The organism is Amycolatopsis sp. NPDC052450 (genome assembly GCF_044547565.1).
GTDB lineage: Bacteria > Actinomycetota > Actinomycetes > Mycobacteriales > Pseudonocardiaceae > Amycolatopsis.
Map to the genome: position 1 here is coordinate 258,425 of NZ_JBIUAQ010000007.1, position 24,581 is coordinate 283,005.

At 68.8% G+C, this 24,581-nt stretch carries 23 protein-coding genes; 8 read left to right on the forward strand and 15 right to left on the reverse strand.

Annotated features, from left to right (window positions below):
- Positions 1-15: 15 nt before the first annotated feature.
- The 6 genes from ACIHAO_RS15285 to hppD all read right to left on the reverse strand — a co-directional run bounded on the left by ACIHAO_RS15285 (position 16) and on the right by hppD (position 8,168).
- Positions 16-459, reverse strand: coding sequence for a hypothetical protein (locus tag ACIHAO_RS15285; RefSeq protein ID WP_396558147.1), 444 nt, complete (start codon positions 457-459; stop codon positions 16-18).
- The gene (locus ACIHAO_RS15290) at positions 459-905 is read right to left on the reverse strand and encodes a hypothetical protein (RefSeq protein WP_396558149.1); all 447 of its coding nucleotides are present in this window, start codon (positions 903-905) and stop codon (positions 459-461) included. Before ACIHAO_RS15290 ends, ACIHAO_RS15285 begins: the two co-directional genes overlap by 1 nt.
- Positions 889-5,811, reverse strand: a complete 4,923-nt coding sequence (locus ACIHAO_RS15295; RefSeq protein WP_396558151.1) for a hypothetical protein — start codon at positions 5,809-5,811, stop codon at positions 889-891. The genes ACIHAO_RS15290 and ACIHAO_RS15295 overlap by 17 nt, the downstream gene beginning before the upstream one ends.
- A complete protein-coding gene (locus tag ACIHAO_RS15300) occupies positions 5,811-6,125 on the reverse strand; it encodes a type VII secretion target (RefSeq protein WP_125791870.1) in 315 nt (104 codons plus the stop codon). The genes ACIHAO_RS15295 and ACIHAO_RS15300 overlap by 1 nt, the downstream gene beginning before the upstream one ends.
- A 32-nt stretch (positions 6,126-6,157) precedes the next feature.
- Entirely contained in the window at positions 6,158-6,727 is a 570-nt protein-coding gene (locus tag ACIHAO_RS15305; protein WP_396558153.1) for a YbaB/EbfC family nucleoid-associated protein, read from the reverse strand.
- Between the two features lie 241 nt (positions 6,728-6,968).
- Positions 6,969-8,168 carry a 4-hydroxyphenylpyruvate dioxygenase gene (gene hppD, locus ACIHAO_RS15310; protein ID WP_396558155.1) on the reverse strand — a complete coding sequence of 400 codons (1,200 nt, stop codon included), beginning with the start codon at positions 8,166-8,168 and terminating at the stop codon, positions 6,969-6,971.
- A 122-nt stretch (positions 8,169-8,290) separates the two neighbouring features.
- On the opposite strand from hppD, the gene ACIHAO_RS15315 reads away from it, so the two are divergent.
- A complete protein-coding gene (locus ACIHAO_RS15315; RefSeq protein WP_034305441.1) occupies positions 8,291-8,764 on the forward strand; it encodes an Lrp/AsnC family transcriptional regulator in 474 nt (157 codons plus the stop codon).
- Positions 8,765-8,941: 177 nt separating this feature from the next.
- Here ACIHAO_RS15315 and ACIHAO_RS15320 read toward each other — a convergent pair whose 3' ends face one another.
- From ACIHAO_RS15320 to ACIHAO_RS15330, 3 genes are all read right to left on the reverse strand, one after another.
- Complete coding sequence (locus ACIHAO_RS15320) at positions 8,942-9,745, reverse strand: MBL fold metallo-hydrolase (RefSeq protein WP_396558157.1); 804 nt, start codon at positions 9,743-9,745, stop codon at positions 8,942-8,944.
- Between the two features lie 211 nt (positions 9,746-9,956).
- Positions 9,957-10,457, reverse strand: a complete 501-nt coding sequence (gene greA, locus ACIHAO_RS15325) for a transcription elongation factor GreA (RefSeq protein WP_125789446.1) — start codon at positions 10,455-10,457, stop codon at positions 9,957-9,959.
- A gap of 199 nt (positions 10,458-10,656) precedes the next feature.
- Entirely contained in the window at positions 10,657-11,112 is a 456-nt protein-coding gene (locus tag ACIHAO_RS15330; protein WP_125799382.1) for a DUF4307 domain-containing protein, read from the reverse strand.
- A 144-nt stretch (positions 11,113-11,256) separates the two neighbouring features.
- Between ACIHAO_RS15330 and mca the strand changes: the two genes are divergently transcribed.
- A complete protein-coding gene (gene mca / locus ACIHAO_RS15335; protein WP_396558160.1) occupies positions 11,257-12,150 on the forward strand; it encodes a mycothiol conjugate amidase Mca in 894 nt (297 codons plus the stop codon).
- A complete protein-coding gene (locus tag ACIHAO_RS15340) occupies positions 12,150-12,467 on the forward strand; it encodes a hypothetical protein (protein ID WP_396558162.1) in 318 nt (105 codons plus the stop codon). The genes mca and ACIHAO_RS15340 overlap by 1 nt, the downstream gene beginning before the upstream one ends.
- Positions 12,468-12,539: 72 nt before the next feature.
- Here the strand turns inward: ACIHAO_RS15340 and ACIHAO_RS15345 are convergent, their stop codons facing one another.
- Together ACIHAO_RS15345 and ACIHAO_RS15350 are read right to left on the reverse strand one after the other, a co-directional pair.
- On the reverse strand, positions 12,540-15,032 hold the full coding sequence (locus ACIHAO_RS15345) for a polynucleotide kinase-phosphatase (RefSeq protein ID WP_396558164.1): 2,493 nt from the start codon (positions 15,030-15,032) through the stop codon (positions 12,540-12,542).
- Positions 15,029-16,396 carry a 3' terminal RNA ribose 2'-O-methyltransferase Hen1 gene (locus ACIHAO_RS15350; protein ID WP_396558166.1) on the reverse strand — a complete coding sequence of 456 codons (1,368 nt, stop codon included), beginning with the start codon at positions 16,394-16,396 and terminating at the stop codon, positions 15,029-15,031. Before ACIHAO_RS15350 ends, ACIHAO_RS15345 begins: the two co-directional genes overlap by 4 nt.
- A 63-nt stretch (positions 16,397-16,459) precedes the next feature.
- On the opposite strand from ACIHAO_RS15350, the gene ACIHAO_RS15355 reads away from it, so the two are divergent.
- Complete coding sequence (locus tag ACIHAO_RS15355) at positions 16,460-18,478, forward strand: thioredoxin domain-containing protein (RefSeq protein WP_396558168.1); 2,019 nt, start codon at positions 16,460-16,462, stop codon at positions 18,476-18,478.
- Here the strand turns inward: ACIHAO_RS15355 and ACIHAO_RS15360 are convergent.
- Complete coding sequence (locus ACIHAO_RS15360; protein WP_396558170.1) at positions 18,459-18,962, reverse strand: hypothetical protein; 504 nt, start codon at positions 18,960-18,962, stop codon at positions 18,459-18,461. The two genes, ACIHAO_RS15355 and ACIHAO_RS15360, sit on opposite strands and share 20 nt — an antisense overlap.
- 182 nt (positions 18,963-19,144) lie before the next feature.
- On the opposite strand from ACIHAO_RS15360, the gene ACIHAO_RS15365 reads away from it, so the two are divergent.
- Positions 19,145-19,705, forward strand: coding sequence for a hypothetical protein (locus tag ACIHAO_RS15365; protein ID WP_396558268.1), 561 nt, complete (start codon positions 19,145-19,147; stop codon positions 19,703-19,705).
- A gap of 99 nt (positions 19,706-19,804) precedes the next feature.
- On the forward strand, positions 19,805-21,700 hold the full coding sequence (locus ACIHAO_RS15370; protein WP_396558172.1) for an acyl-CoA dehydrogenase: 1,896 nt from the start codon (positions 19,805-19,807) through the stop codon (positions 21,698-21,700).
- On the opposite strand, the gene ACIHAO_RS15375 is transcribed toward ACIHAO_RS15370, so the two are convergent.
- Entirely contained in the window at positions 21,657-22,403 is a 747-nt protein-coding gene (locus tag ACIHAO_RS15375) for a potassium channel family protein (RefSeq protein WP_396558174.1), read from the reverse strand. The genes ACIHAO_RS15370 and ACIHAO_RS15375 overlap by 44 nt on opposite strands.
- A 36-nt stretch (positions 22,404-22,439) precedes the next feature.
- A complete protein-coding gene (locus ACIHAO_RS15380) occupies positions 22,440-22,976 on the reverse strand; it encodes a pyridoxamine 5'-phosphate oxidase family protein (RefSeq protein ID WP_396558176.1) in 537 nt (178 codons plus the stop codon).
- 79 nt (positions 22,977-23,055) lie between these two features.
- Here ACIHAO_RS15380 and ACIHAO_RS15385 point away from each other — a divergent pair, with 79 nt between their 5' ends.
- Positions 23,056-23,472 carry a prevent-host-death protein gene (locus ACIHAO_RS15385; RefSeq protein ID WP_396558178.1) on the forward strand — a complete coding sequence of 139 codons (417 nt, stop codon included), beginning with the start codon at positions 23,056-23,058 and terminating at the stop codon, positions 23,470-23,472.
- The gene (locus tag ACIHAO_RS15390) at positions 23,469-23,894 is read left to right on the forward strand and encodes a cytotoxic translational repressor of toxin-antitoxin stability system (protein WP_396558180.1); all 426 of its coding nucleotides are present in this window, start codon (positions 23,469-23,471) and stop codon (positions 23,892-23,894) included. The genes ACIHAO_RS15385 and ACIHAO_RS15390 overlap by 4 nt, the downstream gene beginning before the upstream one ends.
- A gap of 7 nt (positions 23,895-23,901) precedes the next feature.
- On the opposite strand, the gene ACIHAO_RS15395 is transcribed toward ACIHAO_RS15390, so the two are convergent.
- Complete coding sequence (locus ACIHAO_RS15395; protein ID WP_396558270.1) at positions 23,902-24,543, reverse strand: hemolysin III family protein; 642 nt, start codon at positions 24,541-24,543, stop codon at positions 23,902-23,904.
- Positions 24,544-24,581: the final 38 nt, after the last annotated feature.

Below are 24,581 nucleotides of genomic sequence, written 5' to 3' on the forward strand. Positions count from 1 at the left end.
CTCGCTCACCGATGGTCAGTCCGCCTGGCCGGCGGCACGTCGCTGAAGCCATTCCGCGCGTTCACCGGTCCGCGGGTAGCGCTCCAGCTCCTGCGCGAAGAACTCGGCGGGCGGGACGTGATCCCAAACGGGTTCGTTGTCCCAGTTGTACTCGGCCGAGTACCCGCCAGGGTGCACGAGGTGATAGCGGATCGAAGTCCACGCGCCTTCGCCCGGCTTCGCCATGCTGTCGCGCAGTTCCACGAAGAAGTCCGCGACGCCCTCCGGCGGTGTCCACGGGGTGGCGGTGCCCATCACGGTCAGGACCTGCGCGGAGATTTCGTAGTAGTCACCGACGGAACGGAAGATGATGAACAGCTGCTCCCAATCCGCGGGGACGGAGTGCACCATCCAAGTGGTGAAGTCCTTGAACAGCTCGTTCGCCTGTGCCGCGCTCGTGGGCACAACGGGCATCGGCATCAGTTCTGCTCCTTCTCTTCCGCCGCCGCGAGCTTCGCGCCGAGCCAGCCCGGGATGTGCTCAGGATCCCGGGGGAACTTCTTCAGGTCTTCGGCGTAGTGTCCCGGTTCCATCGGCGGCGTGAGGACCGGTTCGTAGTCGTTGTTGTAGTTGAAGAAGATCTGCCCCGGCGGGTTCAGCGAAATCCGTGCCGAGAACCAGGTTCCGCGGCCGGGCTCGTACAGCAGCGTGCGCAGCTTCGCGAGGATCACGTTGAGCTCGGTGGGCGGCGCGATCTCCGGACGGGAGCCGTCGTCCATGATCACGGTCAGGCCGAGATCCTGTACGGGCACGGTCATCGAGCTGACCAGGTCGATGCGCCGCCAGCCTTCTTCCGGAACGAGGTTCAGCAGCGCGATGCCGAGCTGCTGGATCAGGTCCTCGTGACTCTCACCCCCGGAAGTCATCGGGCCAGAGTGGGTTGTTGTGGTCATTGGGGAAACTCCTGACGATTACCGAGATCCGGCCTTCGGTGTCCGGGCCGTAAGCCCGGTATTGACGGGTGTGCGCGTCGTCGATACCGGCATCCCGAAGTTCGAACGTGTCCTCGTTCTCCAACCTACCCGCGAGGCCGCTGTCGTCCCGATCCCGCTCCATCCGGTACCAGCTGTCGTCCGCGTCGTAGGTCTCCTTGAGCTCCTTGGCGCCCGCGTTGCTGTTGTCCACACGGCCTTGCGAGCCCTGGTTGAGCGCTTCGCCGGAGCCGCCGACGGACGTGCCGCGGTGGTGGCCGCCGTCGTCGATGTTCTTCCCGGAGGCGTCCTTGCCGCCCAAACCGCCGACCTGGCTCTGCGCCGAGCCGTCACGCCGGATGTTGCTGGCACCACCCGGGTCCGGGGGAGCCGACGTCACCACGGTGTTGCCTCGCGCGTCCGTCCGGTGGATCTCGCCGGGTGACTGCCTGCCCAGCGGGTTGCCGTCGGCGTCGTGCATTTCCAGGCCATGGTCGACCCGGACCACCGCGTTCGGCGGCGGGTTGTTCATATCCGCGTTGAACGGCTGTCCGGTGTGCATGTGGGTGATCTTGCCGTCCGGCCCGGTCTGGAACGACCCGTACGGCAGGCCGTCCTTGTCCACCACGTGGATCCGGGTGTTGGGCGGCAGATTGTCCCGGCCCGCGATCGGATCCTTGTGCGCGAGCTTGTCGCTGATCGCCTTTTGCTGGGCGTCGGACATCGAGCTCGGATCACCGTCGGTGAACCCGCGCGGGTCCTTGTTCTGATGGGCGACCGCGTTCTCGCTCTTGGGCGGAACCTGGTGCGAGTAGGTGACTTCGCGGTCGGGCGCGGGCCACGAATCCTGGACGTTCCTGGCGTTCCTGGTTCCGTAGTGACCGTCCTGGGTGATCTGCGCGCCGTCCGGTGCGGCCCCGACCTCCGGGTTGGTCCTGGCTCGCTGGCCGCTGGTGGTGTCGACGTGGCTGATGTGCCCGGTCCCGTCGGTGTGGAACTCACCCCGCGGGTGGCCGAACTCGTCGGTCGGGCGGTGCACACTGTTCGGCGCCAGCGTCGGCCTGTCGTTCGCGTCGAGCCTGGGGTTCCCGTTTTCGTCGGTGTGCCGGCGGTTGAATGCCTCGTCCTGCTTGACCGCGTTCGGGTGATCGACCGGGGTCCCTGTCGGCTGCGGCGGGTGGTAGCCCTGGCCGTGTTCCGGCCGCCCGTCGGGTCCGACGTGGTATTCCTGGTGGAGCGGGCCGCGGTCGACCCGGTAGTTGCTGTTGGGCAGCGGATCCCGCAGCTCCGGGTTGTTCGCTCCCTCGTGGGTGTCGACCCACTTGACCCTGCGGTGCTCGTCGGTCTGGAAACTGCCGCGTGGGTTCCCGTCCGCGTCCGTGACGTGGTAGCGGGTGTTCGCGTCCAGATCGGTCCGGCGGCTGAACGCGTCGTTCGCACCCGGCGCCCGCGGGTCGTCCGCCCTGATCCTGACCTGGTCGTGGGGCTGCGGCGGGGACGCGATGTCACCGATCCTCGTGACGTCCCGGGTGCCTTGCGTGGTCTTCACGTCGGTGTGCGTCACCGTCCGGACGTTGCCGTCCGCGTCGGTCGGGAAGGTGTCGTGCCGATGACCGACCTGCACGCGGTAGTCGGAATTCGGCGCCGGGCGCATGATCTCCGGGTTACCGGGGCCGTGCAGCCTGTTCGGCGCGACGGCGTCGACGTGCGTCACGTTGCGGTTCCCGTCGGTGTAGACCCGGCTGCGCACGTTGCCGTCCGCGTCGGTGATGTCGTACCGCGTGTCCGCGTCGAGCCTGCGCGGAGGCGTCGTCGGGTCGAAGAACGACTGATCGTCGCGTAGCTGGACGGGACGGGCGGGCGGCGTGAAATCGGGCTCGTCCCAGCGTCCTTCGATCTGGTGCTGGGGGTTGAGATCGTCGCCCTGACCGCGATCGCGGGCGCTGTCGGCGTCCACGTCCTGCTTGTCCGCGTGCGAGGTGTCCGGGGTGAAGCCGTCGTCGCTCGCCCGGCGGGCGGTGCCGTCGGGGCTGTGGACGTCCCATTCACCGTTCGGCGGGATCCGGGGCCGGGTGCGGCCGTCGGGCCCGATCTCGTAGTCGGACGAGAAGACACGCCCGTTCGAGTCGGTCCATGCCGGCTTGCTCGGCGCCATCACCTCGGTGTCGAGTTCACGCGACAGACGGCGCGCGAAGTCGTTCGAGCCGGCGTCGCAGCCGATCAGCCGGATCGGGCGGCCGTCGTAATCCCCGTTGCGCCGCAGGATGTCCGCGAACTCTTCCGGGGTGTAGGTGCGGTTGCCGATCCGGGCGTGCCCGTCCGGGGTGACGTGGACGTCGACCGTGTAGCGGCCGTCCGGATCCGGCTGGACCCGGTGCGGCAGGTCGCCCATGTCCGGATCCCCGCGATGGTAGGAGCTACCCGCGGGGGTGCCTTCGGAATGCCGCTGGTTGACCTCGTCGGGCGTCAGCGGCCGATCCGGCTCGGCGTCGGGGCCGCGGTCGTGCGGTGAACCGTCGGGGTGGCCGTTCGGGTCCTGGCGCGGGCCGTGCCCGTCGGGGCCGTGACCGTCCGGCGAATGCGGCGGCCCGGAGTGGCCACCGGGCCCGCGGCCGCCCGGTCCGGTGTTGCCGGGACCGGTGCCGCCGGGCCGGTTGCCGGGGCCGTGCGTTCCGGGCGTGCCGGTGTGCGGCTGGGCGCCGGGGCCGAAGTCGTTGCCACGGGCGACGGGCTGCGGCTGGTCCGGCCGTCCGCCGGGACCGGTCTGGCCGGGACCGCGGCTGGGGCCGGTGTGGGTGTCGGGAGTGCGCGGGGCGTGCGTGTCCGGGGTGCGCGGCGAACCGGGCGTGCCCGTCCAGCCGCCGCTCTGCGGCCTGCCGCCGGGCGAACCCGGGGTGCCGCCGGGAGTGCCACCAGGCGCGCCTTGGGGCGGCATGCCGCCTGCCATCGGCTGCCCCTGGGGCGGGACGCCGGGCGAACCGTCGCCACCGGTACCGCCACGCTGCGAAGGCACGTGTGACGGGCCTGCGTCGCCGAGACGGGGTGCCGTGGGTGCGGTACCGCTGGTCGTCGTGCCGCTGTCGGTCGGCCGGGTGGGGCTGCCGCCGTCACCGGCGTTACCGCCGCCGTGCTGGCCGGGCGACGGATCGGAACGGGGCGTGGGTGAACCGCCACCGTCGCCGCCGTGCGTCCGGGGCGAGCCGCCGCCGTCGCCGGTGTGGCTGGGGGAGCCGCCGGTGTCGGCGCGGGTGTTGGGAGCGTCGGGTGTGTGGCTCGGTGAGCCGCCGGTGTCCGCGCGGGTGTTGGGAGCGTCGGGTGTGTGACTCGGTGAGCCGCCAGTGTCCGCGCGGGTGTTCGGGGCGTCGGGTGTGTGGCTCGGCGAGCCGCCGCTGTCCGCGCGGGTGTGGGGCGCGGGGGAGCCGCTGTCCGGTGTGTTGCTCGGTGAGCCGCCACTGTCGGCGCGGGTGTGAGGGGCGGCGTCGGGTGTGTTGCTGGGCGAGCCGCCGGTGTCCGCACGGTTCGGGCTGGGGGAGCCGTTGTCGGGCGTGCGGTTCGGAGTGCCGGAATCGCCGGGAGACCCGCTGTCGGAGCGGGCGGCGCTGGGGGAGCCACCGTCCGGCGTGCCACCGGAGTTACCGTCCGAAGTGGACGGTCCATCGCCATCGCCCGCACGGTTGGGGGAGCCGCCGTCCGAGCGGGAGCCGCCACCATCCCTTGTGGACGGTGAACCGCCGCCGTCACCGGCTCGCGTGGTGTTCGACGGGCCGTCACCGCCGGAATCACCCGAGCGACCCGAGTCACCGGAAGAACCGGAGTCACTCGAAGAACCCGAGTCGCCGTCGGATCCGTTCGAACCGTTGGAGCCGTCGCCCGAACTGTTCGAACCATCGCCCGAACCGTTGGAGCCGTCGCCGGAGCCGCTACCGGAACCGTCGCCGTCCGGGCCGTCACCGGAGCCCGTGCCGCCGCCGGATCCGCCGGACCCACCACCGCTGCCGCCGCGCTGGACGAAGCCGCCCGGCTTGATGTTCCTGGTGTTGATCACGTCCAGGCCGGTGACCTTGCCCGCGATCTTGCCGAAGATCTTGATGATCTTCTCGAAGACATCGGCCAGTTTGCCCAGCAGCGGCGAGACCCGCCGCATCGCGTCGCACAGTTCCTTGAGCTTGTCGGCGATCTTCGCGGCCCACTTGGCGATCGCGGTGACGGCCTGCGCGACCACGATCGGCGTGCCGAAACCGAGGGAGAACACCGTCTCCATGACCCACGCGATGAGCTTGCCGACGGCGTCCGCGATCAGCTGGCGGATGAACTCACGGACGAACGCGACGATCTCGCCGAAGATCATCACGACGGTGCTGATCCCGCCCGCGACCGTCGCCGCCGCGCTGATCGCCTCTGCCTGCTCCGCAGCCTGCTTGCGGTACTGGTCGGCGGCCTCGCCGGTCCAGCCGGAAGTGCCGTTCTTGACCTTGTTCGCCAGGTCGACCTGGGTGTCTTCCAGCTTCTTGGCGACGTTGCCCCAGGTCTCCGAGTACGACTGGATGACCGGCGGATCGCCCGCCACGGCGTCCAGCATGTCCTTCAGCGGCTGCATGTGTTCCATCAGGAACGACGCCACCGACGACATCAGATAGCCGAACGGGTCGATCGCGGCACTGGCGATCTCGCCCGCGAGGCTCAGGACGCCGAGCCCACCGCCGATCCAGTCACCGTTCGAGATGCCGTTGAAGGCGTCCATGGCCGACTCGGCGACACCGATGCCCGCCGCGTAGCCGTAATCGCTGTTCCCGGCCGTCAGCGGTCCGGGGCCGTCGCCATCCGTCGGCGCCTTCGCGACGAGCGGGTTTCCCTCGGGCATCAGTCAGGCACCTGCGCGTTCTTGAACTCGGCGGCGAAGTTTTCGTCCTGCGTCCGGTAGGCGTTGGAAGCGGACCGCACGTTGTTCGCCACCGTCGTCGCGGCCTCGACAGCCTTGTTCAGCGCGTCGATGCCGAACTGCTCGACCGGGTCGAGCATCATCCGGAACGGCTGGCAGATGATCCCGTACGCGTCCGTCGGCATGCTCACCTGTTGCGCGGCGTCGACCGCCGTGCGCAGCCCGTCGGCGATGCCGTCGATCTGCTTGGAGTGCGCGTCGAGGTCGGCGCCGAGCTCATAACCCTTGCCTGCCATGGTTTCTCCCCTCTACCAGGCCGGATGAACGTCTACGAAAGGATGCTGCCGCCGAATTCGTCGTCATCGTCGTCCTGCGTGCGGCGGCGGCGCGGGATCGGCTTCGGCTGTGGTGGATTCTGGGGTGGGTTCTGGGGCGGATTCGCCTGCGCGGGCGGCGGCGGGGGCTCTTCCTCTTCCGGGCCGAAGCGGTGGTGCCGCTCGGGCTCCGGCGGGGCGATGTCGTCCTCCGGAGGAGCCTCCGGGAAGGTGCTCTGCGCTTCCGCGATCACCCGGCTCGCGGTCACGTCGGTGGTTCCGACGGTCTCGGCCATCGCCTGCTGCAGCAGTTCCGGGATGCGGGACTGCGCGAGCTGGACGAGGCGCATGACCTGCGACGAGACCTCCGCCATCCGTTTGCCGCTCGCGGCTTCGGCGATGACGAGGTTCGTGAGCAGGCCCTTCGAGTCGATCGTGACCTCGATGGTGTTGTCCTTCGACCGCTCCGTCACGGTCTGGCCCTGCATGCGGGCGGCCATCGCCTGATAGCGCGCGGCGGTCTCCTGGATCTGCTTCGTCCAGTTGTCCACCATTCGTTCGCTGGCGTCGACGTTGTCCGGCATCGGGACCCTTCCAAAAGCTGCATGCTGACGTCTTCACACTGACGGTCCGAAGGAGCCTTCGGTTCCGGGAGTGCTCGAAGTTTAGTTCCCGTCCGGTGTACCACCCAGCGCCGACAAAGTCGGCCCCGTCACGCAGCGAAAGGGCCCCTCACCACACGAAGTGCGATGAAGAGCCCTTTCACGCCCTGCGAACTGCCGGGGTCAGAGGTTGCCGCGGCGCTGCGCCGATGGCGCCTCGCCGTTAAAGATTGCCTCGGCGCTCCTGCTCACGCTCGATGGCCTCGAACAGGGCCTTGAAGTTGCCCTTGCCGAAACCGAGCGAACCGTGCCGCTCGATGAGCTCGTAGAACACCGTCGGGCGGTCGCCGATCGGCTTGGTGAAGATCTGCAGCAGGTAGCCGTCCTCGTCGCGGTCGACCAGGATGCGGTGCTCCTTGAGCTTCTCGATCGGCACCCGGACCTCGCCGATCCGGGCACGCAGCTCCGGGTCGTCGTAGTAGGAGTCCGGGGTGTCGAGGAACTCGACGCCCGCCGCGCGCATCGCCTTCACCGTCGCGACGATGTCGTTGGTGGCCAGCGCGATGTGCTGGCAGCCGGCGCCGCCGTAGAACTCGAGGTACTCGTCGATCTGCGACTTCTTCTTCGCGATCGCCGGCTCGTTGAGCGGGAACTTGACGCGGTGGTTGCCGTTGGAGACCACCTTGCTCATCAGCGCCGAGTACTCGGTCGCGATGTCGTCGCCGACGAACTCCGCCATGTTCACGAAGCCCATGACGCGGTGGTACCAGTCGACCCAGTAGTCCATCTTGCCGAGTTCGACGTTGCCGACGCAGTGGTCGACGGCCTGGAACAGCCGCTTCGGCGCGCCTTCGGGGCGGACGACGCTGCTCTCGCGCGGCTCGTAACCGGGCAGGTACACGCCGGTGTACTTCGACCGGTCGACCAGCGTGTGGCGGGTCTCGCCATAGGTCGCGATCGCGGCGACGCGCACGGTGCCGTGCTCGTCGGAGACGTCGTGCGGCTCCTCGAGGACGGTGGCGCCCTGCGAGCGGGCGTGCTCGATGCACCGGTCGACGTCGGCGACCTCGAGCGCGAGGTCGATCACGCCGTCGCCGTGGCGGCGGTGGTGGTCGAGCAGCGGGGAGTCGGGCTTGACGCCGCCGGTGATCACGAAGCGCGCCGAGCCGGACTTCAGCACGAACGACTTGCGCTCGAAGTTCCCGGTCTCGGGGCCCGAGTACGCGACGAGCCGCATGCCGAACGCGATTTGATAGAACCACGCGGTCTGCGTGGCGTTGCCCGCGATGAACACCACCGCGTCCATCGACTTCACCGGGAAGGGGTCGGTCGAAGAGTCGTGGTCGACGAGGCCGACGAGCTGACGCAGCTGGTCGTAGCTCACGTCGTCAAGAGCACCCTGGGGTTCCACTGTGTGCGTCATGCCATGAAGGATCCGAGCGCGTGACAAAATGCGCAATGGTCAAAGATTTTGCTGTGCACTATGACCAGTGATGGCCGGGGGAGCGCGGTCAAAGTGGACAACCTGTGTAGGAAGTAGGCCCGATGTCGGAAGCACTCGACGCGCTGGACGCGCGGCTGCTGCTGTTGCTCACCGATTCGCCCCGCCTCGGGGTGCTCGAATGCGCCCGCCGTCTCGGCGTCGCGCGGGGCACGGTGCAGGCCCGGCTGGACCGGTTGACCGAACGCGGGATCCTCGGCGGGTTCCCGCCCGAACTCGACCTCGCGGCGATGGGCTACGGCCTCACCGCGTTCGCCGTCCTGGAGATCGCGCAGGGCCGCCGGGCCGAGGTCGCGGAGGCGCTGTCCGCGATCGACGAGGTGTGCGAGGTCTACGCGACGACCGGCCAGGGCGACCTCTTCGTGCGGATGGTGGCGCGCAACAACGACGACCTGCAGCGGGTGGTGGACGAGGTGGTCGGCGCGCCGTACGTGCGGCGGACGTCGACGTCGATCGCGTTGTCGACGCCGGTTCCGCCGCGCGTACGGCCGCTGCTGGAACGACTGGCGCGGAGCTAGCGGACGCGACCTACGCCGTGTCCTGTGAGTATCGCCTGGGGGCTGGCCTGCGGAAAGGGAGCGGGGGACCTTTGCTCTCGCCTCCGGGTCGGTCCACCCGGCCCGTCCACAGCATCGCCCGTGCCGTCAGGGACCGCTGGGCGCGAAGACCGCGAACATGACTCGCAGGACGCGGAGCTAGCCGACCTGGCCGAGGTACCGCTTCGCCGACCGCTGGACCGCTTCGTGTCCGTCGGTGCGGATGATCGCGTCCCACCAGGCGCCGTAGATCGCCTCGAACTCGTACGGTTCGAGCATTTCGGCGGCGCGGCGGACGACCTCCGGGCGTTCCGGGATCAGGTTCGGGTAGCTGTACATCATGCCGACGAAGCGCCGGTCCGGGATGACCTGCAGGATGTCGCCCGAGAGCAGCGCGCCGCGGCCGTTCTCCCCGGCGGGCCAGTGCAGTACGGTGCCGCCGTCGAAATGCACGCCGAGGTTGATCAGCCGCAGGTCGGGGGCGACGTCGAGGGTCGCGCCGCTCCACAGCTTGATCGCCGGATCCGGCCTGCCGATCCACTGCCGGTCGCCTTCGTGCAGGTACACGGGCACGTCGAAGGCGTGGGCCCACTCGACCATGGTGGTGTAGTAGTGCGGATGGCTGATCGCGATTCCGGTGAGCCCGCCGAGTTCGCGGACCTCGGCGACCAGCTCGTCGTCGAGGTAGCCCGCGCAGTCCCACAGGAAGTTGCCGGATTCGGCCTTGACCAGCAGCGCGCGCTCGCCGATGGCGAAGTTGGGGGTGGACCCGACTCCGATGAGGCCGGGTCCCTGCTCCTCGACACGCGCTCGGTACGTCCCGCTCGCGCGGACGGTGTTCAGATCGGTCCACCGCTGTCCGGCCTGCGGGACGTACTGACGTTCGTCGTCGCAGATCGGGCAGTCGGACCGGGGTTCCGCGTACTGCATGCCGCAGGCGACGCAGATCGGTAGCTCGCTCATCGTTTCCCTCCAGATTTCTCCGGAAGTCACGCTAACGGCTCATATGCGCGCCCGGCCATATCGGGCGGTGTTCATTGCCGCGCGCTGACGAAAACTCGCCGAAGAGGCGCCGGTTCGCAGGCAACTCGCGCTGCGTGCGGAGGGCGCCCCTTCATCGGGATTTCCGGGACCTTCGGCCGCAAGGCGGCGTGCGGAGTGGCGCGCGGGGGGCTTACTTGGCGGTGTACGGCACGGCCTTGACGAGCGTCACCTTCTGGATGCTGCCGTTGGGCAGCTCGTACTCGCGGGTCTCGCCCTCTTTGGCGCCGAGCAGCGCCTTGCCGAGGGGGGACTCCGGCGAGTAGACGTCGAGGCCACCCTCGGTGCCCTCTTCGCGAGTCGCCAAGAGGAAGTTCTCGTCCTGGTCGTCACCGTCGTAACGCACGGTGAGGACCTTGCCCGGTCCCGCGCTGCCGTCGTTGGCGGGCGGCTCGCCCACCTTGGCCGAACGGAGGAGCTCCTGGAGGTGGCGGATGCGGGCCTCGTGCTGGCCCTGCTCTTCGCGGGCGGCGTGGTAACCGCCGTTCTCCTTGAGGTCGCCCTCTTCCCGGCTGTCGTTGATCTTCGCAGCGATGACCGGGCGGAGCTCGATGTAGTGGTCGAGTTCCTGCTTGAGCCTGTCGTAGGCATCCTGGGTCAGCCAGGTCACCTTTGTGTCGCTCACGGTCACCATCTCCTAGTAGGGCCTGCCAGGCTTGGGTGTACAAGCCGGCCACCAGGCCGGCATGGCGCGACGGCCTGGCTGAGATAAAGGAAAAACACGGCCCGTCTTGGGCCGTGCCGGTAGATCAGAGTAACACGGCGCGAGGCATCGCCGCCGGTCGAATTCGGTCGCGCCTCGGCGTTGGGCGCCCGTTTCACCCCGTTGGCCGCTATGGCCTTGACAGGTACCGTGGTACGTCGTATGAGCATCCGAAGATATCAGCCGTGACCGGCTTTCCGATGCTCTTGATGGTGGTAGTCACCCGGCTGTTCTTCGAACCAGGCTGAATCAGGACCTCTTTACGCCCGCTCTCGGCTCCGGCCTTGTCGCGGACGCGGACGACGCACACCCCCGGACGGTTCACGTCGTCCCTGGTCACGTTGATGGTGATCTCCATCGCGTCGCCCGGCTTCTCCTCGAACAAGACGCGTTCGCCCTCGATGGGCGCGCTGCCGAAGTTCGCGTACGCGACATAGGCGATACCGCCGCTGACCAGCAGTGCGATCACCACGAACACCAGGCGCCGCCAGCCGGCGGGCTTCGCTGCACGGGGTTTGCCGTACCGGCCTTCCGGCACGTCCATCCGAGTGCTTTCCGCGGTGGGAGCGTCCTGTCCCGTGCTCAACCCGGGCCTCCCGGTCGGTGTCGTCGTGCTCGCAGGGACAATGGGGTCGTATGCGAGTGGTCCCCTCGAGTATCCGCGCCCGGCAGGGCGGGCCGTCAGGCAGGGTCGCAGGGGAATAGGGAACGAGAAGGGGACGTTCGGAGCATGGTGCTAGCCAATGAACCGCCGAAGTCACGCCTCCGCCTGATGGCGGTGCACGCGCACCCCGACGACGAGTCGAGCAAGGGCGCGGCCACCATGGCCAGGTACGCCGCCGAAGGGCACGAGGTCATGGTCGTGACCTGCACCGGCGGCGAAGCGGGCAGTGTGCTGAACCCGGCCATGGACCGTCCCGAAGTAGTGGCCAACATGACCGAGGTCCGCCGCGAGGAGATGGCCCGCGCGGCCAAGATCCTCGGGGTGAGCCACACCTGGCTCGGCTTCGTCGACTCGGGCCTGCCCGAGGGCGATCCGCTGCCCCCGGTCCCGGAGGGCTCGTTCGCGGTCATCCCGCTCGAGGAGTCCACCGGTGCGCTGGTGAAGGTCATCCGCGAGTTTCGTCCGCACGTGATCGTCACCTACGACGAGAACGGCGGGTACCCGCACCCCGACCACATCCGCACGCACGAGATCTCGGTCGCGGCCTTCGACGCGGCGGGCGAGGCCGAGCGCTACCCGGACGCGGGCGAGCCGTGGCAGCCGATGAAGCTGTACTACGTGCACGGGTTCTCGCGCGCCAGGATGACCGTGTTCCACGAGGCACTGCTCGCCCGCGGCCTGGAGTCGCCGTACGAGGAGTGGCTCAAGTCGTGGGACCCGGAGAAGGCCGACGTCATGGAGCGGGTGACCACCCGCGTCGAATGCGGCGACTACTTCGAGCAGCGTGACGAGGCGCTGAAGGCGCACGCCACCCAGATCGACCCGAACAGCCGCTGGTTCGCCGTCCCGCGCGATCTGCAGCGCGAGGTCTGGCCGACCGAGGAGTACGAGCTGGTCCGCTCACTGGTGGACAGCACCCTGCCGGAGGACGATCTGTTCGCCGGTTTGAAGGAGGGCTAATGAGTTTCGTGGTGCCGGCGTTCGCCGTCGTTCCGGTGACGGCGACGTCGCAGTTCCTGGCACAGCAGCCCGGCAACGGCGACAACGGCGGCCAAGGTGAGGACTTCGGCAAGTCGTCGCCGGTGGGGTTCCTGATCCTGATCCTGTTCTTGATCGCCGTCGCGTTGCTGGTGCGGTCGATGACCAAGCACTTGAAGCGGCTTCCGGAGAGCTTCGACGAGCCGGCCGCTCCCGTGGAGGCTTCGGCTCCCGAAGCCCCGAAGGCTGACGCTGAGCCGGTCGCCAAGACGGAGAAGCCGACCGCCAAATCCGACTGAGCGCTGCAATGAAGGGGCCTTTCATAGCAAAATTTGCTATGAAAGGCCCCTTCATTGCACGCCCGAAGCGCGTCAGAGGCGTGGGTCGACCGGATCCGACTCCAGCGCCAGCACCGCGAACACGCACTCGTGCACCCGCCACAGCGGTTCCGCGCGTGCCAGCCGCTCCAGCGCCTCCAGCCCCAGCGCGTACTCGCGCAGCGCCAGCGCCCGCTTCCGGTTCAGCCCGCGTTTCCGGAGCCGCGTGAGGTTCTCCGGCAGCGTGTAGTCGGGCCCGTAGATGATCCGCAGGTACTCCCGCCCGCGCACCTTCACTCCCGGTTGCACCAGCCCACGCGCGCCGCGGGTCAGGTTCGCCGCCGGTTTGACGACCATGCCCTCGCCGCCCGCGCCGGTCAGGTCCAGCCACCAGCCGACGCCGCGTGCCACCGACGCCGGGTCGGTGGTGTCGACGGCGAGGGTCCGCGTGCGGGTGAACAGGTCGCCGGTGAGCCGGTCCAGCAGCGACAGGTGCCATTCGTGCGGCCGGTCGTGGTACGCGTGGCCTTCCGAAGCCAGCACCTGGAACGGCGCCAGCCGGACGCCGTCGAGGCCGTCGGTCGGCCAGCAGTAACGCCGGTACGCCTGCCGGTACGCGTCCACAGTGGACTCGCGGACCCGGGTCCGTTCCAACAGTTCCGACACGTCGACGCCGCGAGCCTCGGCGGTGGCCAGTGAAGCGACGGCGGCGGGCAGCACGGCCTGGGCCGCCGCGCCCACGGCCGCGTACTGTCCCGAGATCAGCGAGCCCGCTTTCGCGCTCCACGGCAGCAGTTCCGTGTCGAGCAGCAGCCAGCCGGTGTCCAACTCCTCGAACAGTTCCGACGACGCTTCCCGCACGCCGGCGAGCAGCCGCGCGTTCTGTTCCGGGGTGAAGAACGGCCGCCCGGTGCGGGTGTACACCGCGCCCGGACCCTGGATCCCGAATCGCGCGGGAGCCACGTCGTCGTCACGGCACACGAGCACGACGGCACGCGAGCCCATGTGCTTCTCTTCGCACACGACGTGATCGACACCCGCCGCGCGGAACTCGGCGAAGGCCTCCTCGGGATGTTCGAGGTAGTCGTCCGCGGCGGACGTCGAACACGGCGCCATCGTCGGCGGCAGGTACGGCAGCCAGCGCGGGTCGACGGCGAAGCGGCTCATCACCTCAAGTGCCACCGCCGACTGTTCGGCGGAGACGCCGACCCGGCCGTGGTGCCGTGTCTCGACGATCCGCTTCCCGGTGACGTCGCCCAGTTCCAGGATCGCGGGCTCACGTCCGCCCAGCGGCCGCGTGGGTTCGAGCGGACGTGACGGCTCGTACCAGACCTTCTTCGCCTTCACCGAGACGACTTCCCGCTCCGGGTAACGCAAAGCGGTCAGCTTGCCGCCGAAGACACAGCCCGTGTCGAGACACATGGTCCCGTTGACCCATTCCGGCTCCAGCGTCGGCGTGTGTCCATAGAGGACCATCGCCTTGCCGCGGTAGTCGCGCGCCCACGGCAGCCGCACCGGCAGGCCGTACTCGTCGGTTTCGCCGGTCGTGTCGCCGTAGAGCGCGGTGCTCCGCACCCGGCCGGACGCGCGCCCGTGGAACTTCTCGGGCAGGCCCGCGTGCGCGACGACGAGCTTGCCGTCGTCGAGGACGTAGTGCGCGATGAGTCCTTCGCAGAACGCGTGCGCCTTCGCGCGGAACTCTTCGTCCTGCGCGGAAAGCTGCTCCAGCGACTCCGCGAGACCGTGCGTCGTCTTGACGTTGCGCCCGTTCAGCGCGCGGACCAGTTTCTGCTCGTGGTTCCCGCAGACGGCCAGCGCGCTGCCCGCCTCGGCCATCGCCATCACGCGGCGCAGCACGCCGGGTGTGTCGGGTCCCCGGTCGACGAGGTCGCCGACGAAGACCGCGGTGCGGCCTTCGGGATGCACGTCATCGACGTAACCCAGTTCGGTGAGCAGTTCCTCCAGTTCCTCGCGGCAGCCGTGGACGTCGCCGATGACGTCGAACGGCCCGGTCAGCTCACGACGGTCGTTGCGCAGCGGCTCGACGACGATCTCCGCTTCGGCGACCTCGGCCTCGCTCCGCAGCACGTGCACACGGCGGAAACCCTCGCGCTCCAACGACTTCAGCGAGCGGTGCAGTTCGCCGCGCTGACGCCGGACGACGTGCTCGCCGAAGTCACGGTCGGGCCGGGATTCGTTGCGTTGCTGGCAGACCTTCACCGGCAGGTCGAGGACGATCGCCGTCGGCAGGACGTCGTACTCCTTGGCCAGCTTCAGGAGGCTCGCCCGGGAAGCACGCTGGACGTTCGTCGCGTCGATCACCGTGATCCGGCCCGCTTCGAGCCGCTTCGCCGCGACGTAGTGAAGCACGTCGAAAGCGGCGGCCGACGCGCTCTGGTCGTTCTCGTCGTCGGCCACCAGGCCGCGGAAGTAGTCGCTGGACAGCACCTGTGTCGGCGCGAAATGCGTCCGCGCGAAGGTCGACTTGCCGGAGCCGGAGGCCCCGACGAGCACGACGAGGGACATGTCGGGAATGGTCAGTTTCATGCCACGGCCTCCTTCCGAGACGTGAAGACCGCCATTTGGGTCGGCGGTCCTGATTCTTGGGACTCGGGTCCCACAGGCAGGTGGCGGACGTCGTAGCCACGCCGGGAGGCGACGCCGTCCGCCCACGAGCGGAACTGCTCGCGTGTCCATTCGAAACGGTGGTCGGCGTGCCGGAACCGGCCTTCCGCGAGGAATTCGAAGTGCCGGTTGTACTCGGCGTTCGGCGTCGTGACGAGCACGGTCCGCGGCGCGGCGACACCGAACACGGCGTGCTCCAGCGCGGGCAGGCGCTCCTCGTCGACGTGCTCGATCACCTCCATCAGCACGGCCGCGTCGTATCCGGCCAGCGACGGATCCGCGTAGGTCAACGCGGACTGCTTCAGGGTGATCCGCGTCTTGTCTTTCAGCCGCTTGTCGGCGATGTCGAGCGCGCTCGCGGACACGTCGACACCGACGATCTCGGTGAAGAACGGTTCCTTCTGGAGCACGCGCAGCAGCGCGCCGCCGCCGCAGCCGAGGTCGAGCACCCGCCGCGCGCCCGCCGCCCGGAGCGCCGCGAGCACGCTCCCGTGCCGTTGGACGGCCAGCGGTTCGGGCCGGTCCGGTAGTTCGGTGACCCGCGCTTCGGCCTCCGCGGGCACGTCGTCCGCTTCAGCCAGCCGGGTGAGCGCGTACGAAACGATCGGACGCAGGCGTTCGAGGTACCGGTTGGTGATCAGCTCTCGTTCCGGATGTCCCGCGAGCCACCCTTCGCCGACGCGCAGCAACTTGTCGGCCTCGTCCTGGCCGATCCAGTAGTGCTTGTCGCCGTCGAGAGCGGGCAGCAGGACGTACAGGTGCCGCAACGCGTCGACGACGCGCTGAGTCCCGGTCAGCCGGAGGTCGACGTAGCGGGAGTCACCCCACCGCGGGAACTCGGGATCGAGCGGGATGGCCTTGGCCTCGACCTGCCAGCCGAGGGGTTCGAACAGCTTGTGGACGACCTCCGCACCGCCGCGCGCGGTCAGCGACGGCACGTGGATCTCCAGCGGGAACGCCTCGTCGACCAGTTCCGGCCGGTTCACGCACCGCCCGGCCAGCGCCGTGGTGAAGACCGCCCGCAGCGCCACCGCCAGATACGAGCCGCCCGCGTACGGCCGGTCGTTGACGTACTGGGTCAACGACGTCCCGCCGCCGCGCACGAGTTCGACCGGGTCGATCTCGACCAGCAGGGCCACCGTGCAGCGCTGCTCGGCCGCCTCGGGGTAGAAGACGTGCGCCTTCCCGGCCGAAAGCGTGAACGACTGCGCCTTCTCCGGCTGCTTGTGCAGGAGAAAGCCCAGGTCGGTGGCGGGGTTCCGGGTGGTCGTCATGGTCAGGAGCACCGGACGAGTGTCGCGCAGACGGCCGTTCTGCGCGCCCGCTTTTCCGCGTGCGACCCTGGTGACATGTCGAACCGCCTGAAGGCCGCGACCAGTCCGTACCTGCTGCAGCACGCCGAGAACCCGGTGGACTGGTGGCCCTGGGGTGAAGAGGCACTGGCCGAGGCGAAACGGCGGAACGTGCCGATCCTGCTTTCGGTCGGCTACGCGGCCTGTCACTGGTGCCATGTCATGGCGCACGAGTCCTTCGAGGACGAAGCCACCGCGACGCTGATGAACGCGAACTTCGTCAACATCAAGGTGGACCGCGAGGAGCGGCCGGACATCGACTCGGTGTACATGGCGGCCACTCAGGCGATGACCGGTCAGGGCGGCTGGCCGATGACGTGCTTCCTGACTCCGGAGGGTGAGCCGTTCCATTGCGGCACCTACTACCCGCCGTCGCCGCGGCCGGGGATGCCGTCGTTCCCGCAGCTGCTCGTCGCGGTCGCCGAAGCCTGGGGTGAGCGCCCGGACGAACTGCGTTCCGGCGCCCGGCAGATCATCGCCCACCTCACCGAGAAGAGCGGGCCGCTGCCGGAGTCCGTTGTGGACGGTGCGGCGCTGGAAGCCGCGGCCGCTTCACTCCGCAAGGAATACGACGCCGCGAGCGGCGGATTCGGCGGAGCGCCCAAGTTCCCGCCGACGATGGCGTTGAACTTCCTGCTCCGGCACCACGAACGCACCGGCTCCGATCTCTCCCCGGTCGAGCACACGGCGGAGGCGATGGCGCTCGGCGGGCTCAACGATCAGCTGGCAGGCGGGTTCGCGCGTTACTCCGTCGACCCGCGCTGGGAAGTGCCGCACTTCGAGAAGATGCTGTACGACAACGGTTTGCTCCTGCGTTTCTACGCGCAGTTCCACGGCGTGACCGGCGTCGAGTACGCGCGGCGGACGGTCGAAGAGACCGCGGAGTTCCTGCTGCGCGACCTCGGGACGGCCGAAGGGGGCTTCGCCGCTTCGCTCGACGCGGACACCGACGGCGTCGAGGGCCTCACGTATGTCTGGACTCCCGCGCAACTCGCCGAAGTGCTCGGCGAGGAGGACGGCGCTTGGGCCGCCGAACTGTTCCAGGTGACCGAACGGGGCAACTTCGAGCACGGCGCGTCGACGCTGCGGCTGCGTGAGCCGCATCCAGAGGACGAAACGCGTTATGCGCGAGTTCGGCGGGCGTTGCTGACCGCGCGGAACGCGCGTCCTCAGCCCGCCCGCGACGACAAGGTCATCGCCGCGTGGAACGGGCTCGCGATCGGCGCGCTCGCCAAAGCCGGCTCGCGGCTGAACCGTCCACAGTGGATCGACGCGGCGGGCCGTGCCGCGGCTTTCCTGATGGACAACCATTTCGTGGACGGACGGCTGCGCCGGACCTCGCGCGACGGCGTCGTCGGCACGACGGCGGGCGTACTGGAGGACTACGCGTGCCTCGCCGAGGGCCTGCTCGAACTCCACCAGGCGACCGGCGAGCCGCGTTGGCTGGCCGACTCGGTCACCTTGCTGGACCTCGCCTTGGCCCATTTCGGCGTCCCGGACTCGACGGGTGCCTACTACGACACGGCCGACGACGCGGAAGTGCTGGTGCAGCGGCCCTCCGACCCGACCGACAACGCGAGCCCGTCGGGGGCTTCGGCGCTGGCGAACGCGTTGCTGACCGCGTCCGTGCTGGCGGGGCACGACCAGGTGGGCCGCTACCGCGAGGCGGCCGAGCAGGCGCTGGCGCGCGCGGGACGGCTTGCCGCCCACGCGCCCCGGTTCGCCGGGCACTGGCTCACGGTCGCCGAAGCCGCGGCCGCCGGTCCGGTGCAGGTGGCCGTCGTCGGGACGGACGCCGCTTCACGCGCGGACTTGCTGGCCGCGGCCGTCGCGTCGGCACCGGACGGCGCCGTCGTCGTGAGTGGTGTCCCGGACGCCGGAGGAGTGCCGCTGCTCGCCGACCGGCCGCTGGTGGAGGGCGCCGCCGCCGCGTACGTGTGCCGCGGCTATGTCTGCGAACGCCCGGTCACCACCGCCGGGGATCTGCGCGCTCAGCTCACCAATCCCACGCCATAGGGCCGAAGGCGCCGCCACCCGTCTGCGGAGCCCCCGCCGGCTTCACCGCGACCTGCGGCGCCTTCGGTTTCGTCGTGGTGGACTTCGTCGGCTTCGGCGGTTTCGTGGATGTCGGCGGCTTGGTAGTGGTGGTCGGCGGAACACCGGTCACCGTGAACGGCCGGGTCGACTTCCGGCCGTCGGAGCAGGTGAGGGTCGCGACGTACTTGCCGGGAGTCTTCACCACGCGCCCGTAGCCGCCGTATTTCCCGAAGTTCCCGCCGATGGTCCACGTGATCGGCTCGGCGAGACCCGGCGAGGTCACCGGTCCCTTCGGGGTACAGCCGCCGGCTCCGGCTCTGGTCTCGGCGTAGATCTGCTCCCCGGGCCCGACTTCACTCGGGCCGAGGTACCAGCTGGGATCGGTGGTCGCCGTGGCGGGCGCGATCACCGCCAGTTGGGCCGCTCCGAGCACGAGAGCGCCGATCATGGCCTTTTTCAGCATGAGGTTCCCCTTTTCCGTCATCTGCTGGTGGGAACACGTCGGCGCAGGTCATCAGGTTGCCCCGAGTTTCGCCGGGGGAGAACGCGAGTGAATCTCGGCCGTTGCGAGCGTAGCGTCGGTAGCGTTGTAATCATGTAATCGCGGAGGCGAGCATGCACACCTACTTCAGGGCGGCGAGGCAGATGGGACGAAGTGGCTGGAAGGGCCGGGGCGGCTGGCAGCAGGCGGACATCCCCTCGGCGGACGACGCGGCCGCGTGGTTCGGCGGACGGCTCCCGGAGGGCTGGTTCACCGGGGATCCCGAGGTCACGGTGGATCGCGAAGAGATCGTCATCGTCGGCGAACTCCAGCCGCTCACCGGTGAGTACGCCGACGCTGCCGCCCGCGCGGCGGCCGAGGACGGCCGGATCAGCCGGTTCCGCGAGGAGACCCGCGACGAGCGGATCGAGATCGCGCGCCAGGCCGAGCACCGGTATCAGCGCAAGGTCGCCTGGGGCGCGAGCCTCGGCGGCACGAGGCACCTGTTCACCACGCATTCGGCGCCGGTCATGACCAGGCTGCGGCAGCCGGAACGCCTGGTCCTCGACACCCTCGTCGACGCGGGCGTCGCACGGTCGCGGTCGGAGGCGCTCGCGTGGGCCGTCCGGCTGGTCGGTGAACACGCGGACGCCTGGCTCGCCGAGCTTCGGGAGGCGATGACCAAGGTGGACGATCTCCGCTCACAAGGACCGGACCTCGCCTGAGGCGGGTGTTCGGGGTCACGACGATCAACCGGGATTCGTGCTGCGACCCCCGATGTGGTGCGGCAGGCTGAACGCAGACCGCACCGCATCGGAGGAATCGTGGACACACCAGGACTTTCCGCGAAGATCGACCCGGACGCGCTGACCACCGTCCTCGATGGACGGTGGGCCGGGCTCCGCCGCGCGGTGCGCGCGCAGATGGCCGCGGAGGACTTCAAGGACCCTGTCGACCTCGACGTCGAAGCCCACCGGGCCCAGGTGCTCGAATGGCTGCGCCTGCTCGCCCGCACCGACCGGCCGGGGCTCGGTTTCGACCCGGCGCACGGTGGCGGCGGCGACGTCGGCGGCTCGGTGATGTCGTTCGAGATGCTGGGTTTCGGTGACCTCTCGCTGATGGTCAAGGCCGGTGTCCAATGGGGTCTGTTCGGCGGTGCGGTGCAACTGCTCGGCACCGAACGCCACCACGAGCGCTACCTGCGGAAGATCAAGGATCTGGAGCTGCTGGGCTGCTTCGCGATGACCGAGCACGGCCACGGCTCGGACGTCCAGCATCTGCGCACCACCGCGACCTACGATCCGGCCACCCGCGAATTCGTCGTGCACACGCCGGACCGGGGCGCGATGAAGGAGTACATCGGCAACGCCGCCCGCGACGGCGAACTCGCGGTGGTGTTCGCACAGCTGATCACCGGCGGCGAATCACGCGGCGTGCACGCGTTCCTGGTGCCGATCCGCGGCGAGAACGTGAGCGGCGTCGAGATCGAGGACTGCGGCCGCAAGGCGGGCCTCAACGGCGTCGACAACGGACGGCTCACCTTCACCCAGGTGAGGGTTCCGCGCGAGGCACTCCTCAACCGGTTCGGTGACGTCGCCGAGGACGGCACGTACAGCAGCCCGATCGAAAGCGACGGCCGCCGGTTCTTCACGATGCTCGGCACCCTCATCCGCGGCCGGGTCAGCGTCGCGGGCAGCGCCGGCAGTGCGACGAAGCGCGCGCTCGCGCTGGCCGTCCGATACGGCGAGCAGCGGCGGCAGTTCGCGCGGCCCGGCGGCGAGGAGGTCGTGATCCTCGACTACCGCGCCCACCAACGGAAACTGCTGCCCGCGCTGGCGACGTCGTACGCACTGCATTTCGCGCAGGAAGCACTCGTTTCGAAGCTGAACGACATCGCCGAGGACGCGCCGGAGGAAGAGCAGCGAGAGCTGGAATCGCGTGCGGCCGGGATCAAGGCCGTCTCGACCTGGCACGCGACGGCGACCATCCAGGCCGCCCGTGAGGCATGCGGTGGTTCGGGTTACCTCTCGGAAAACCTGCTTCCCGGGTTGAAGGCCGACACGGACGTCTTCACCACCTTCGAGGGTGACAACACCGTGTTGCTGCAGCTGGTCGCGAAAGGGCTGCTGACCAGCTACAAGGACCACTTCGAGGACCTCAGCCCGCTCGCGACCGCACGTTTCGTGGCGGAGCAGCTCGTCGAGGCCGTGATCGAACGGACGTCCGCGCGCAAGGTCGTCGAACGGCTCACCGAGGCCGACGACGGCGACGTGCTGTACTCCCGCGAGTGGCACCTGAAGCTGTTCGAAGACCGCGAAGAACACGTACTCGGCGGCGTCGCGCAGCGCCTGCGTAAAGGTAGCTCGGACCCCTCCGGCGTCTTCGGTGTCTTCAATGACGCCCAGGACCACGTGCTCCGTGCCGGACGCGCGCACGTCGACCGGGTGGTGCTGGAAGCGTTCGTCGACGCCATCGAGCGCTGCGCCGACGCCGAGGCCCGCGAACTGCTGGAGCGGGTGTGCGACCTCTACGCGCTCGCGAACATCGAGGCGGATCGTGGCTGGTTCCTCGAACACGGGCGCCTGACCTCCGGGCGCTCGAAGGCCGTCACCGCGGCGGTGAACGCCCTGTGCGCCGGCCTGCGCCCGCACGCGCGGACACTCGTGGACGCCTTCGCTATCCCCGAGCAGTACCTAGCGGCTCCGATGCTGCGGGACTGACCCCGGCACGCTGCTCGGCGAGCTCGGCCCGCAACGCCTTGACCTCGCGGGTCAGCTCGTCGAGATGCTCGCGCGTCACGGCCTGCGCGTTCTCGTCGGCCTCGGTCACCCGGCGGATCAGCCACGACGCCAGCGTCGCGGTGACCACACCGAGCAGCGCGATCCCGGCCACCATCAGCCCGACCGCGACGATCCGGCCGGTGCCGCTGATGGGATAGCGGTCGCCGTAACCGACCGTGGTGATCGTCGTGATCGACCACCACACCGCGTCCGGGAAGTCGGTGATCGGCGGGTCCGCCTGAGTGCGTTCGGCGTCGAGTACGGCGAGCGCCGAACAGAACACGACGAGCGCCGTCGCGCCCACCGTGTAGACCACGACGCGGCCGCGCAACGACAGGCCGGCGTTGCGGTTGAGGACGTTGAGCACGGTGACCAGCCGGAGCAGCCGCAGCTGCCGGATCAACGGGAGCACGATGATCAGCAGGTCGAAGAGGTTCTTCTTGAGGAAGTCCCGCTTGTCCTCGGCGTGCTTCAGGCGGACGCCGTAATCCAGGGCGAACACCGCCCACGCGACCCACGTGACGACCTCACACCAGACCCGGCCGGTGTGCCCGAGCGAAGGCTGGAGGATCGGCCACGCGTAGGCCGCCAGGAACAGCACGGCGGCGGCGTTGAGCGGCCACTCCATCCGCTTTTCCCACATCGGGCGACTCCTCACCTGGCCTTTTCCAGGTGCACGTTAAGCGATGTCGAGCGCCGTTCCATAGAGTTTGTCGGTTTTGAGGGTGATGTAGAGCCTTCGCTCGGCCGCGATGGTCTCGAGGAACTCGGCCTCGTCCTCCGGCTTTTGGCTCTGAGCGGCGAGATATTCGAGCCCAGCCGTGTCACCGGGTGTCCGGGTGACCTCGGAGAGTTCCGCTTTCCCTTCCACCACCGCGAATTTCCAGTGGTCGGCGCTGGAGACATAGAGCGAGGCGGTGGGGTTGTTGCGGAGTTGCTTGACCTTGAGGCGGTCTTCGGTCGTGCTGATCCGGACCGTGCGGGCCTCGGGGTCCCAGGTGTAGACGACCGTGGAGAGGTGAGGGCGGCCGTCGCGCTTGAGGGTCGCGAGGGCGCCGAAGGCGTGCTCGGCGAGGAAGTCGCTGAGAGCCGCGTCGTCGAGGGGGCGGGGCGGTGCGTTCTTGGCCATGGTGGTGATCATGGCTCGCGCGGCGGGGGTGCGGAAGAAGGCACTTTCTTGTGCCAGAGGGAACACGCGTGTGTCCGTCCTGGTCACGTGGCACCGTGAACACAGACGTACTTGACGTACTTGACGTACTTGGGCAGACTGAGTTACGACCTATCGGGAGGCCCCTGTGTCAGCTCTCCACTACGACAGCTATACCGAAGCTCGTGCGCACCTGAAGGATCTGCTGGACGCCGCGGAGAAAGGTCGCGTCGCCACGGTTCGGCGTGACTCGGCTCAGGCTGCTGTCGTGGACGTCGAGCGTCTGCGCTACTTCCTCGCGTCGCTCCTGCCGGCGTCTGCCCAGGTCGTAGCCGAGGATGGCGGCTGGTCCGTGTTCATTCCAGGTTTGCCGGTAGCGGCGGACGGTGCCACCTTCGACGAGGCGCTGACCGAGATGGTCGACGCTCTGCGGGAGTACGCGGAAGACTGGCAGTCGCGGCTGCTCGATGCCCCGAATCACCGTGACAACTGGGGCTTGGTCCAGCTGATCAGCCTGAGCGATGACGATCAGCTGCGCGATTGGCTGGCGGGTGCCGCGCGGTGAACTGGCCACTGCCCACTCGTAAGGGCCATGAGTCGTTCTGTCAGGTCGAAGAGTGGCGGAGAGTCCGTGACGCTCGTGGTCGAACGGGTATCCATCACGTCACCTACGAACTCGGCCTCCTGGACGGCCGCATCCTGCGAACCCGGATCTCACATCCGGTGGACCGGACCGGGTACGGCAAGAGTATCTGGAGGCACATCCTTCGCGATCAGCTCGACGTTGACGAGCCGTGCTTCTGGTCGTGTGTGCAGGACGGCGTCAAACCCGACCGCGGAGTGCCGGTGCCGCAGGCTGAATCTTTGCCTGCCGACCTGGTGCACATGCTGCTGTCGCGGGTCGGCCTGCCTGAAGCCGAGGTCGCGGTCATGACCAAAGCCGAGGCCATCGCGAGGCTTCAGCGATTCTGGACCGAGAACTGCTGACCTGCGGCTAGGAGTACATCGCCAGCCAGATCGCGACGTAGTGCGACGTCGCCGCAAGAACCGTGCAGGCGTGGAAGTACTCGTGGTAGCCGAAGGTCTCCGGGAAGTGGTTCGGCCACTTGACCGCGTAGAACACCGCGCCCAGCGTGTAGAACAGCCCGCCGACACAGAGCAGGACGAGTGCCGCGATGCCGGCGTGGGCGCCCAGTTCGGGCAGGACGAAGACGGCGACCCAGCCCAGTGCGATGTAGATCGGCACGCCCAGCCAGCGGGGCGCGTTCGGCCACAGCATCTTCAGGGTGACGCCGCCGATCGCGCCGCCCCAGACGATCGCCAGCACGATGTACCCGGTCGGCTGGGACATCGCCAGAAGGGTGAACGGCGTGTAGGTGCCGGCGATGAACAGGAAGATCATCGAATGGTCGGCGCGCTTCATCCATTCGTATGCTCGTGGGCTCCACAAGCGACGGTGATAGAGCGCGCTGACGCCGAAGAGGCCGAGCACGGTCAGCCCATAGACCGAAGTGGACAAAGCGGCTATAGGCGACACAGTGGACGCGGCGAGACTGATGAGGGTCACGGCTCCGGCGACTGCGACGAAGAAGGACCAGAAGTGGATGTGCCCCCGCAACCGAGGACGTGTGTCCACCAAGGGCGCGGGGCCGGACGGCTGCTGTTCGGACTCTA